This window comes from Nonomuraea sp. ZG12 (assembly GCF_052068115.1).
Taxonomy (GTDB): Bacteria; Actinomycetota; Actinomycetes; order Streptosporangiales; family Streptosporangiaceae; genus Nonomuraea.
Genome location: NZ_JBQHCW010000030.1, coordinates 1 through 11289, shown reverse-complemented (window position 1 = coordinate 11289; position 11289 = coordinate 1). Strand labels below are relative to the sequence as shown.

The window sequence follows — 11289 nt, the reverse complement described above, 5'->3', positions numbered from 1 at the left end:
CAAGACTGAGCAGGCACCGAGAGGCGATCGCCGTAGCTTTCGGACCATGCCTGATTCCTGGATAGCGGGCGGAGAGCCCAGAGCCGACGCCCGGATCAGACTGTTCTGCTTCGCGCACGCGGGAGGCGGGTCGGCGCTGTTCCGTAACTGGGACGAGCACCTGTCGCCGGAGATCGACGTCTGCCCCGTGGTGCTGCCGGGGCGCGAGTCGCGCATCCGCGAGCGGCCCTACAACCGCATGGAGCAGCTCATGGGACCGCTGTCGGAGGCCATCGAGCCGTACACCGACCGGCCCTTCGCGCTGTTCGGGCACAGCATGGGCGCCGCCGTGGCCTGGGAGACGGCCCGCCGGTTCCCACCCGCGGTGCTGTTCGTGTCGGGGCGGCGCGCGCCGCAGCTGCCGACGCGCCGCCGCCGCTTCAGCGACCTGTCCGAGGACGAGCTGCTGACCGAGCTGGGCAAGCTGAACGGCACGCCGTCCGAGGTGATGGGTCAGCGCAGCCTGCTGGAGGTGTTCCTGCCGAGCCTGCGCGCCGACTTCGAGCTGAACGAGTCGTACACGCCGCTGCCCGGCACGCGGCCGGGCTGCCCGATCTCGGCGCTGCTCGGCGACGCCGACCCGGAGGTGGACCCGGACGAGATCACCTCGTGGGCCGACGCCACCAGTGGCGGCTTCACGTTGCGCGTGTTCGGCGGCGACCACTTCTTCCTCAAGGGCCCGCGGCCCGAGGTGCTGGTGGCGGTTCAGGAGGACCTGAACCGCCACCTCCTGAACGTCCCCTAACCGTTTTTGGTCAGGTCGCGCAGCCGGGCTTCGAGCAGCCCGGCGGCGGCCTCCATCAGCCGGTCGGCGATGACGTCCACGTGCCTGGCCCGCCAGTCGGCCAGCTCCGTGCCCGCGACCCACCGGTTGAACGCGCCCATCGCCGGGCCGCAGTGGACCTGGTAGTCCACCTGCCGCCCGGCCTCGCCGCGCAGCGCCAGCCTGATCGTGTGGACGAAGTACCAGCGGAAGACGAGCGCCATCCGGTGCTTGGGGTCGCGCTCGGCGCGGGACAACTCGCCCGGTCGGTGCGCGGCCAGGAAGGCCCGTGTCTCCTCCCACACCTCGTCGAAGGAGCGGCGGAAGAACTTGTCCTGGATCGTCCGCCTGGTCTTCTCGTCGATCTCCTCCAGCGAGCCGTACTGGCGGTAGAGCTGGTAGAGCTTGTTGGCCCGGGCCGGGAAGAGCGTGCCCTTCCTGGCCACCTGCACCTGCGCGCCCATCTCGAACATGTCGCCCGCCGGGGCGTAGGCGGTGTCCTGCACGTCGAGCCCGGCGAGCAGGTCCTTGACGGCGTCGGACGCCCCCGCCTCCGGCGTGCACTGGTTGATGCTGCCGGTGACGATGAAGTCGGCGCCGAGCACGAACGCGGCGGCGGCCGCCTCCGGGGCGCCGATCCCGCCCGACGCGCCGACCCTGATGCGCTTCGCGTAACCGTGCGCGGCCATCTCCTCGTCACGCAGCCGCAGGATCGCGGGCATCAGCGCGTACGGCGAGCGCCCGTCGGTGTGCCCGGCCGAGTCGGCCTCGACGCAGACGTCCGCGCTGACCGGCAGCTCCGCGGCGACCTCCGCCTCGGCCGTGCTCAGCGCCCCCTCCCGCACGAGCCTGTCCAGGAGGGCCTGCGGCGCGGGCCGCATGAAGGCGCTCGCGACCTCGGGCCGGGAGACCTTGGCCAGCACGTGCCGGACGGCGACCGGCCGGCCGGACGCGTCACGGTGGGCGCCGCTATAGCGATAGCGCACGAGGGGCGCGGTGATGCGCGAATAGGCGGCGGCCTCGACGTGGCGGACGTCGCGCCGCAGCAGCAGGTCCACCGTCTCGCGCTCCAGGCCTTCCTCGTCGAACCCGTAGAGCAGGTTCACGCCGTACGCGCCGTCCGCACCGAGGGCACTCTCGATCTTGTCGAGCGCCTTGTCGATCTCGTCCAGGGTGAGCCCGCCCGCGCCGAAGAAGCCCATCAGCCCGGCCCGGCCCATCCTGATCACGAGGTCGGCGGAGGCGATGCCCTTGAACATCGATCCGGCCAGGTAGGCGTGGCGGACGCGGTAGTCGGCGCGGAACTCAGCGGAGCCGAGCGCGATCCCGGAGTCCTGGGCCGCCGGCGTCTCGACCGGATGGCGCTTGGTGACCGCCCACAGCTTGGTGAGCACGTCACCGGGGCCAATCTCCTCCAGGTCGCACACGCCCTGGCTCATCAGGTAGCGCAGGCCGTCCACCCACCGCACCGGGTTGCAGATCTGGCGGCGCAGCAGCTCGGCCGCCTCCCCCGCCTCATACGGGCGTCCGGTCACGTTGGAGATGACGGGCGCCTGCGGCTCGGCGATGCGGACGCCGTCCAGGGCCTCGGCGAAGGCGGCGGCGGCCGGCTCCATGTAGCGCGAGTGCGAGGGGACGCTCACGCTCAGGGGCACCCACTTGCCGGGCGCGCCGCGGCTGAGCGAGTCGAGCTCTTCCTTGGGCCCGGCGAGGACCACCTGTTCCGGGGAGTTGTAGTTGGCGATGTCGACGCCGGTGCCCTCCAGCAGCTCCTCCAGCCGTTCCGGCTCGGCCCCGAGCACCGCGGCCATGGTGCCGCCGGGCGCCGCCGACATCAGCTCGCCCCGCCGCTTGACCAGGCCGAGTCCGGTCTCGAAGTCGAAGCAGCCGGCCGCGAACAGCGCGGCGTACTCGCCCAGGCTGTGCCCGGCCAGGTAGTCCGGCCGGCCGCCCGCATCCTTCCGGGCGAGGAAGCTCAGGGCGTTGACCGTGAAGAGCGCGGGCTGCACGTAACGGGTCTCACGCAGCCGCACGGGGTCGTCGCACAACTCGGCGACGGAGTAGCCGAGAATCTCGTCGGCGCGGGCGCACAGATCGGGATACCGCTCCAGGACGCCCGTCCCCATGCCCTTGCGCTGCGACCCCTGCCCGGGGAAAACCCACACGACGGACATCAGGTGCGTTCCTCTCTAGCGTTCCCAGGGAAATCTCTTCTCGGTCGCGTAGTCGACGAGCCGTTGGTGCACCTCGGGGCTGGACATGAGCCTGCCGAACTCCTTGACCGCCACCCGCTCCGTCTCGTCCGAGAGGATCCACAGCTCGCGGAAGTAGCGCTTCATGTCCGTGACGACCGCCCGGTCCAGCTTCGTCAGCCGGTACGCCAGCCGCCGCACGAGCGCCTCCGGATCGTCGGACACCTCGTCCACCAGGTGGAAGGCGGCGGCCTCCGCCGCGCTGACCGGCTGGGTGCTCAACGTCATCGCGTACGCCTTCTGGAAGCCGGTGCGCCGGATCAGGAACGGCAACACGCAGCACGGCAGCAGCCCCCACAACGCCTCGGGGAGGCTGAAGGTGCTGCGCTCGCTGGCGAAGACGAAGTCGCTGGCCGCGGCCAGTCCCACGCCGCCGCCCGCCGCGCGGCCGTCCACCCTTGCGACCACCGTCACCGGCGTCTCGGTGAAGCGCCGCAACAGCCCGTAGAACGCCCGGCCGCCGTCCGCGACGTCGCCGCCCGCCGCCTCCTCCAGGTCCATGCCGGTGCAGAAGACGCCGTCCCCGCCCTCCAGCAGGAGGATGCGGCAGCCAGGCGCGCGCTCGGCCTCGTCCAGGGCGGCGCCGATCTCCTTGACGACGCGGTCGTCGATCGTGGGCCGCCGCAGCCTGTGCCGCATCGTCGCCGACGTCAGCTCCATCTGTACTCCCGGTGGAAGTCGGCGATGCGGTCCAGCACCAGCAGGCCGCGCCCGCCGAAGGCGTCCTCGTACAGGTCGCCGTACGGCTTGGGGTCGAGCACCGCGTCCCGCACCCCGAAGGCGCGGTCTGCGCTCAGCTCGGTCAGCGCGTCCATCTCCTTGACGGTGATCTCGTGCCGGTCGTCCAGCGCCTGGGCGATGCCGCTGCGCCCCTGAGCCGGGATCACGCCGCTGAAGAACTCCGACGCGCAGCCCGACCCGTACGAGAACAGCCCCGCCCGCTTGGGCGCGTCGAAGCCGCCGTTGTCGATGAGCGAGCACAGCGCCAGGTAGAGCGCGGCCGAGTAGGTGTTGCCCACCCGCACCCCGTAGGCCAGGGACGGCACGACCCGCGCCTCGAAGTCGGCCTCGATCTCGCGCGGCCCCAGCCCTTTGAGCTTGCGCAGCAACATCCGGTGCGCGCCCTTCACCATGCCGGCGAACGGCGTGTGCAGCGCCAGGTAGTCGAAGGTGTCCACGATGTCGGCCCCGGTCACCCGCTGCTCGTAGACCGCGAAGCACTCCTCGACGCAGCGCATGTACGCCAGCAGCGACAGGTCGGGGTCGACCGTGTCCGTGTCGTGCCGCGGCCGGGCCGTGTCCATCACCTCGAAGGTGTGGTAGCCGCTGGCGCCCGCGTCGAGCCGCAGCACCCGCGCGTCCTCGCCGACCAGCATCGCCACCGCCCCGGCGCCCTCCGACGGCTCCCAGTAGGTGGACTTCGCCGTGCCGCTGGCCGCGTCCGTGGCGATGGCCAGCGCCTTCACCCCGGGGATCGGGCTCGCGCCCACGACGGCGGCCGCGCTCTGCAGCGCGGCCGTCCCGCCGTAACAGGCGTGCTTGACCTCGAACGACCGGCAGGCCGGGTTCAGCCCCAGATGGTGGTGGATGTACGTGCTGATCGGCTTGCCGAAGTCGAGCCCCGACTCCGTGCCGACGACCAGCAGCTCGATCCGGTCCTTCTCCTCCGGGGCGAGCGCGTCCAGCAGCGGCCGGGCGGCGTTCACCGCGTTGGTGACCGGGTCCTCGCAGGGCAGGTTGACCGAGCGCTGCCGCATCATCAGGTTGTCGAAGCGGCTCACGTCCAGGCCGCGCGCGTCGAACAGGGCGCGCACGTCCGTGTACGCCCTGCCGACGTACGCGTTGATCGCCTCGATCCCGAGAGCCATGGGCTAGGGCACCATCAGGATGTCGTTGATGCTGGTCGGCACGAACAGCCGGTCCCACTGCCCGCCGCCGTGCCGCTCGGGCACCCGCTCCACGTCGTAGACCTGCTTGCGCATGCCGTCGCCCCGGTCCAGCTCCTGCACCGCCTGGTAGTCGTCCAGCGCGCGCAGGTGGATGAGGGCGTGGATGCGGTCCTGCCGACCCCACGTCTGCTCGTAGATGTAGGCGGTGGCCCGGCCTTCGAGGTTGCCGTTGACGTACTGCGACCAGTCGTAGAGGAACTGCCGCCCCTCCTCGCGCAGCTCGTAGCGCACGTCGGCGCTGCGCAACACGATCGCTCCGGCCGTCGCCGAGTTGAGCTGCTCCTTCTGCGTGGTCTGATGGATCGCGGGCGGCACGAACGTGCCCGGCACGTCGTGCACGTCGTCGGTGAACCCGTGCTGCGGGCACATCACCGTCTCGCGCAGGCTGCCGTAGACGAACATCTTCTCCCAGTTGCCGCCGCCCTTCTTGGGCAGCCGGTCCTTGAGCGAGATGTCCTTGAACGCCTCGTCGTGGTCGACCATGTCGAGGAGCTTGCTGTACTTCTCGGGGGACTTCATGTGCACGAACCAGTGCAGCCGCTCGCGTACACCGAAGACCTCCTCGTAGCAGAAGGTCGTGGCGACGCCGGCCTGAGCGCGGTTCATGTAGTCGAGCAGGTCGACACTGAAGTCACGGCCCTCGCGGGCCATGCCGTACTCCAGCATCCCCACACGATGGATGATCAAGCCCGCGTTGCCCGAGTGCAGCAGCTGGTCGGGGGGCAGGCTGGTCTGATACTGCGCCGGCTTTGTCATGCCCCGAATGTCACCCACGGGCGCGGGAACATCCGCTCAATATTGAGCAGGCCCTCTCGCGGGGCGTCCCTCGGGCAGGAGGGGCCGGGCTCAATATTGAGCAGCAGGACGCTCGCCCGATCAGCTTAGCCTCTCATGTGCCTGACATGCCTCTGGGAGCCCACGAACTACTGGTCTTCATACTGCAGCTGGGCCTGCTCCTCGGTCTCGCCGTCCTTCTCGGCCGCCTGGCCGAGCGCCTGCGCATGCCCGCCATCGTCGGCGAGCTGACCGTGGGCGTGCTGCTGGGCCCTTCCCTTCTCGACCACCTGGCCCCCGGCCTGAGGTTCACCCAGCTCCACCTGCTCGACGCGGTGGGCCAGGTCGGCGTGCTGCTGCTCGTCGCCATCACCGGCATCCAGCTCGACTTCGGCCTCGTCCGCCGGCGCGGCTCCACCGCCGCGAAGGTGAGCATCGCCGGCCTGGTCATCCCCCTGGTGCTCGGCGTGGCCGCCGGATACCTGCTGCCCGCCTCCCTCCTCGGCGAGAGCACGAGCGTCACCGTCTTCGCCCTGTTCCTGGGCGTGGCCACCTGCGTCAGCGCCATCCCCGTGATCGCCAAGACGCTGACGGACATGAAACTCCTGCACCGCAACATCGGCCAGCTCTGCCTGACCGCCGGAATGGTGGACGACGCGTTCGGCTGGTTCATGCTCTCGATCGTCTCCGCCATGGCGACCACCGGCGTGCGCACCGGCCAGATCGTGTTGTCGCTGATCTCCCTCGTCGCCCTCGTGCCGTTCGCCATCTGGATCGGCCGCCCGCTCGTCCGCTGGACGATGCGGGCCGCCACCCGGTCCGCGGAGCCCGGCCCGGCCGTGGCCGTCGCCGTGGTCCTGGTGCTGCTGTCGGCCGCGGGCACGCACGCGCTCGGCCTGGAGGCCATCTTGGGGGCGTTCGTCTGCGGCGCCCTCATCGGCCGCTCGGGCCACGCCGACGCAGGGTGGCTGGCCCCGCTGCGGACGATCGTCCTCAGCGTCCTCGCGCCCCTGTTCTTCGCGACGGCCGGCCTGCGCATGGACCTCACTCTCCTGGCCCGGCCCGCCGTCCTGGCCGCGTCCGGCGTCGTCCTGGGCGTGGCCATCGTCGGCAAGTTCCTCGGCGCCTACCTGGGGGCCCTGCTGAGCCGGATGAGCGGCTGGGAGGCCCTCGCGCTCGGGGCCGGCATGAACGCCCGGGGGGTCATCGAGGTCATCGTGGCGATGGTCGGCCTGCGCCTCGGCATCATCAACACGGAGATGTACACCATCGTGATAGTCGTCGCGATCGTCACCTCTCTCATGGCCCCGCCGACTCTCCGCATCGCGATGAGACGCGTCGAGATCACGAGCGAGGAACGCCTCCGCCGGGCCGCGCAGGACCAGCTCGTCGAGCCCTGACGTCGCGGAGATCCATCTCCTGCGCACCGGGTCGTCACGATGTCGGCCCCGGAGATCCTCGCCCTTCGCCTTCCCTGTCGAGGCACCACGATCGCCGTGGCCAGCAATCCGGTCGCGGCCGTCCAGCGGCCTGCGAACTCCGCCACCGGCGCGTCCTGCGGACGCAGCCTGGCGTTGAATCCACCGTCGAGAGAGAACGCCACAAGCAGCACGCCAAGGACAAGGCCACCTGGGAGAAGGAGCGCGCCGAGCTGGAGGACGAGCGTGATGACGCCCCTATGCTTGTCAAGCCGCAGCGGCCGAGATATCCGCAGGTGAGAGTGCTTCGTTGATGATGGGGAAGACTTCGCGGGCGACGTAGCGCTTGAGGCAGCGGATGATCTCTTTCTTGGATTTGCCCTCGGTGGTGCGGCGTTCGGCGTAGGCGCGAGTGCGCGCATCGCGGCCGAGGCGGGTCACGACGATCGTGTAGAGGGCGCTGTTGCTGCGCCGGTCGCCGCCGCGGTTGAGCCGGTGCCGGACGGTCTTGCCGGAAGATGCCTCGATCGGGTTGACGCCGCATAGGGCGGCGAATGCGGCTTCGCTGCCGAGCCGGTCGGGGTTGTCGCCGGCGGTGATGAGCAGTGCGGCGGCGGTGTCCGGCCCGATCCCGTACTGCTGGAGCAGTTTCGGCGCGCGTGCGGTGATGATCGCCACTAGCGTTCGCTCATGCGCGCGGGCCTCTTCGGTCAGGGCCAGGATGCGGCGGGCGAGCATGCGCAGCACCGTGCGGGCCGTGTCGTCGATGGTGTGGTGCTCGGTGGTGGGCAGGTCTGCGCAGGTGCGGATGAGGGTGGCCGGGCCCAGAGCGGCCATCGTGTCGCGCAGTGTTGGGTCGGCTCGCATCAGGACGGCCCGCAGCTGGTTGATGGCCTGGGTCCGGGCCTTGATCGCCGAGTCTCGGGCGACTTTGAGCATGCGGATCATCTCGACGGCGCCGTCGCCGGTCTTGGCGATGGCGGTGGCCTGCTGTGACAGCACCGCTCGCGCGGCGTTCTCGGCGTCGACGGCGTCGGTCTTGCCGCGCCGTCGCCGCCGGGCTCGATCGGGCCGGTTGACCTCCAGGATCTGCAGATCATGGCGGCGGAGGTAGCGGTTGAGCGCGGTGCCGTGCGAGCTGGTGCCCTCGATCCCCGCCCGCCGCAGCCGGCCGTGTCCGCGCGCCCAGTCCAGCAGTGCCGCATAGCCGGCGGCGGTGGCCGGGAACGCCTGGGTGCCGAGGAGTACGCCCATGACGGTGATCACTGCTGCGACGTGCATGTCGGCGTGGGTGTCCACGCCGAGCACGATCTCCTCGTGAACATCGGCCTTGGCAGGGACGGTGTGGTCGTCGGCGGAGTGGGTCACGGATCTCCTCACAGGCACGGGACGTGGTGGTCACCGGCCAGGCGAGGAGGTCAGGACTGTGATGATGCATATGGCGAGGCCCCTATGGGGACACATCCGCGCCTGGTCCGGCGGCACTGCCCGGGCCAGGGCGACAGGTCATCACCAAGGCACAGTGGCCAGTCTCAAACGGGGTCAGACCCTGGCGTGGCGGGCGGTACCTCTTCAGTCTCACAGTCCTCAAATGCGCTGGGAGTATCGCCCTCGTGGTATGCCACCGCCACGCACGCCGCTGGGCTATCGGCAGCCTCACGCCGCCTGCGCATCGCGGTCGTGGCCTGCTGGTACAGCTTTCTCCACGCCAGCGGCATCGCCACGTGCGATCCGTTCGCTGGCATTGAACGCCCACCCCGCCGACGCCCCGCCGATGAGCATTACCTGCAGGCAGAACATCTTCAGGACCTGCTCGCCTGGGCCGCCACTCACGAAAGCAAACGCACGCAAGCATGGCTCGGCTTACTGATCGGCACGGCCTGCAGCGCCGACGCCCTGCAGCGCAGTTCGCTCCGCGACCTTACACGTGCGGGTGCACACCACCGCCTCCATCTACGCTCCTCCGACAGCACGCAACGCCAGCGCATCTACGATCTCGGGCCCTACGTTTCCGGCCTGCTCAGCGCCTACCTGCGCGAACGTGGACGGGCCGGCGGACCTCTATTCGTCACCTCCCACTGGGCGCCACTGCAGCCCTCTTACACCGGCGAGTTGGTGCGGCGCATCGCCCGCCAAGCAGCCATCCCGCAGAGCGGGCCCCTCTCGCCATCGGTCCTGCGGCGCAGCGTCGCCAATGCACTGATACGCGCCGGCGAATCCCCTGCCGTGATCCGTGCCCTGCAAGGCCGCACGGCAGAAGGTGACATCGATCGTGCCGTAATCTACAGCGCGGCCTTGCACCGCTGGGACGCACGGCTGTCGGCCGGCGTTGCACCACGCATGCGCAGGCACAGACGATGAATGACTCCAGCACCCCGCGACTCTCGGCAACCGTCATCGGTTCACGGCTTCCGTGAGCCGACGGTGGGCGATGAGGATAAGCTCGCCGACTGGCTGGCCGCCAAGATCTGTCCGGTGGAGATGTCGCGGGATCGGTTGCGCGGTGCGCTGCTGGCGCGCTGCCGCGAAGACCGGATCGAGCCGCCGAAGACGCATGCTCGCGTCATGATTGCGACGGTCCTTCTCGCTGGCAAGGTCATGCCGGGCAGCTGCCAAGATCAGCGCGCTGATGCCCACGCACAAGATGATCATCACGCTCACGGACATCAGCGTCAACCGTTTCCGAACCGACCACGCGCGCGGCGACTCCACATCAAACCCCCAGTGATCAGCCTAAATACCCACTGCGAAGATCAATAGCGGTCAATCGTCCGCGTGTGGGCAAGGCGGCGCCAAACCGGCTTCGGTCACCGTCGAGGGATGAAAGAGCACGCACGCTAACCTCGGGTGAGGCCTTACGCGGTGCGGCGGGCGAGCTCGTCGAACTCGCGCTCCCCCCGACCGATGGAGGCATCGGTATTCCCCGGGGCCGCCGTGGCGGTGGTAGCGGCAGCCTGGTCAGTGGTGAGCTGGGCGGTCAGGCGGGCGTGATCATGAGGGCGTCGGGGTGGTTCGCAGGAGGAGGAGGGCGATGTCGTCCGGACGCTGCTCGTTCGTGGTCTGCTCGATGAGCGAATCCGCAAGGGCGGGCAGGGGCTGTCCGGGCGTGGGGGTGAAACGGGCGGCCAGGGCGGCGATGGAGTCGCCCAGATCGTCGCCGGGCCGCTCGACGAGGCCGTCGGTGTAGAGGGCCATGACCGCGCCGGGTGGCACGCTCAGGACCGTGGTGTCGTACTCGGCGTCGGGGTCGATGCCGAGGAGCAGGCCGGGAGGGGTTTCGATGATCTCGGCCGGGCCGCCGGGCTGGCCGAGGACCGGCGGCAGGTGGCCCGCGCTGGCCAGGGAGGCGGTGCGCAGGCGCAGGTCGAAGCTGAGGTACAGGCAACTCGTGAAGCGGTCCGGGGACAGTTCAGTGAGCAGCCGGTTGGTGTGCGCCAGTACCTCGGCCGGGTCGGCGCCGGCGGTGGCGTGGGCGCGGATGGCGGTGCGTACCTGGCCCATGAGAGCGGCGGCGGTCATGTCGTGGCCCTGGACGTCGCCGATCACCGCCCCGGCCAGGGTGTCGCTGAGGCGGATCAGGTCGTAGAAGTCGCCGCCGATGTCCATGCCGGGGGCGGCGGGCAGGTACCGGGCGGCCACGCCCAAGCCGGGGAGCTCGGGGAGAGCCCGCGGTAGCTGAGCCGCTTGAAGGGACTCGGCGAGCTGATGCTTGTTGTCGTAGAGCCAGGTACGCTCGAACGCCTGGGTGATCAGCTCGCCGAGTGCGGTGACAAGGGACCGCTCGCTGTCGCTGAACTGACGGGGACGGTCATAGGCGAGGACACACGCGCCGATGGACCGCCCCTGAGCGACCAGCGGCAGGAGCACCCAGGCTCCCAGGTCGTCGATGCAGATGGCGTCGGGATAGACCCGCCGCAGTTCCTCCCAGGTGGTGTAGAACGCCGCTCTGCCCTCGTCGTTGCCGCTCGCCAAGGGGAGCGCTCGGACCACCGGGCGTCCGTGGTATCCCTCCAGGTGGCGGCTGCTGTAGCCGCGCGAGCCGGCCACGTGCATCCGCCCGCTGTTCCAGGTCAAGATGGCCATGGCCTGGGCCT

10 protein-coding genes are annotated in these 11289 nt (G+C 70.1%); 3 read left to right on the top strand and 7 right to left on the bottom strand.

The window, feature by feature from the left end; translation table 11 throughout:
- Nucleotides 1-46: 46 nt before the first annotated feature.
- Nucleotides 47-784 carry a thioesterase II family protein gene (locus tag ACTMTF_RS42865; RefSeq protein ID WP_441115843.1) on the top strand — a complete coding sequence of 246 codons (738 nt, stop codon included), beginning with the start codon at nucleotides 47-49 and terminating at the stop codon, nucleotides 782-784.
- Here ACTMTF_RS42865 and fabD read toward each other — a convergent pair.
- From fabD to ACTMTF_RS42845, 4 genes are read right to left on the bottom strand one after another with little or no spacing between them, the layout of a single operon-like run.
- On the bottom strand, nucleotides 781-2976 hold the full coding sequence (gene fabD, locus ACTMTF_RS42860) for an ACP S-malonyltransferase (protein ID WP_441115842.1): 2196 nt from the start codon (nucleotides 2974-2976) through the stop codon (nucleotides 781-783). The genes ACTMTF_RS42865 and fabD overlap by 4 nt on opposite strands.
- Before the next feature lie 15 nt (nucleotides 2977-2991).
- Entirely contained in the window at nucleotides 2992-3714 is a 723-nt protein-coding gene (locus ACTMTF_RS42855; protein WP_441115841.1) for an enoyl-CoA hydratase-related protein, read from the bottom strand.
- Nucleotides 3705-4922, bottom strand: a complete 1218-nt coding sequence (locus ACTMTF_RS42850) for a hydroxymethylglutaryl-CoA synthase family protein (RefSeq protein ID WP_441115840.1) — start codon at nucleotides 4920-4922, stop codon at nucleotides 3705-3707. The genes ACTMTF_RS42855 and ACTMTF_RS42850 overlap by 10 nt, the downstream gene beginning before the upstream one ends.
- A 3-nt stretch (nucleotides 4923-4925) precedes the next feature.
- Entirely contained in the window at nucleotides 4926-5759 is an 834-nt protein-coding gene (locus tag ACTMTF_RS42845) for a DUF6039 family protein (RefSeq protein WP_441115839.1), read from the bottom strand.
- Nucleotides 5760-5905: 146 nt separating this feature from the next.
- On the opposite strand from ACTMTF_RS42845, the gene ACTMTF_RS42840 reads away from it, so the two are divergent.
- Nucleotides 5906-7177, top strand: a complete 1272-nt coding sequence (locus tag ACTMTF_RS42840) for a cation:proton antiporter (protein ID WP_441115838.1) — start codon at nucleotides 5906-5908, stop codon at nucleotides 7175-7177.
- Between the two features lie 285 nt (nucleotides 7178-7462).
- Here the strand turns inward: ACTMTF_RS42840 and ACTMTF_RS42835 are convergent, their stop codons facing one another.
- Nucleotides 7463-8563 carry an IS110 family transposase gene (locus ACTMTF_RS42835; RefSeq protein ID WP_441115837.1) on the bottom strand — a complete coding sequence of 367 codons (1101 nt, stop codon included), beginning with the start codon at nucleotides 8561-8563 and terminating at the stop codon, nucleotides 7463-7465.
- 312 nt (nucleotides 8564-8875) lie between these two features.
- On the opposite strand from ACTMTF_RS42835, the gene ACTMTF_RS42830 reads away from it, so the two are divergent.
- Nucleotides 8876-9556 carry a hypothetical protein gene (locus ACTMTF_RS42830; protein ID WP_441115836.1) on the top strand — a complete coding sequence of 227 codons (681 nt, stop codon included), beginning with the start codon at nucleotides 8876-8878 and terminating at the stop codon, nucleotides 9554-9556.
- 33 nt (nucleotides 9557-9589) lie between these two features.
- Here ACTMTF_RS42830 and ACTMTF_RS42825 read toward each other — a convergent pair whose 3' ends face one another.
- Complete coding sequence (locus ACTMTF_RS42825) at nucleotides 9590-9856, bottom strand: hypothetical protein (protein WP_441115835.1); 267 nt, start codon at nucleotides 9854-9856, stop codon at nucleotides 9590-9592.
- Nucleotides 9857-10186: 330 nt separating this feature from the next.
- On the bottom strand, nucleotides 10187-11289 hold a 1103-nt coding region (locus ACTMTF_RS42820; RefSeq protein WP_441115834.1), incomplete at its 5' end, for a PP2C family protein-serine/threonine phosphatase.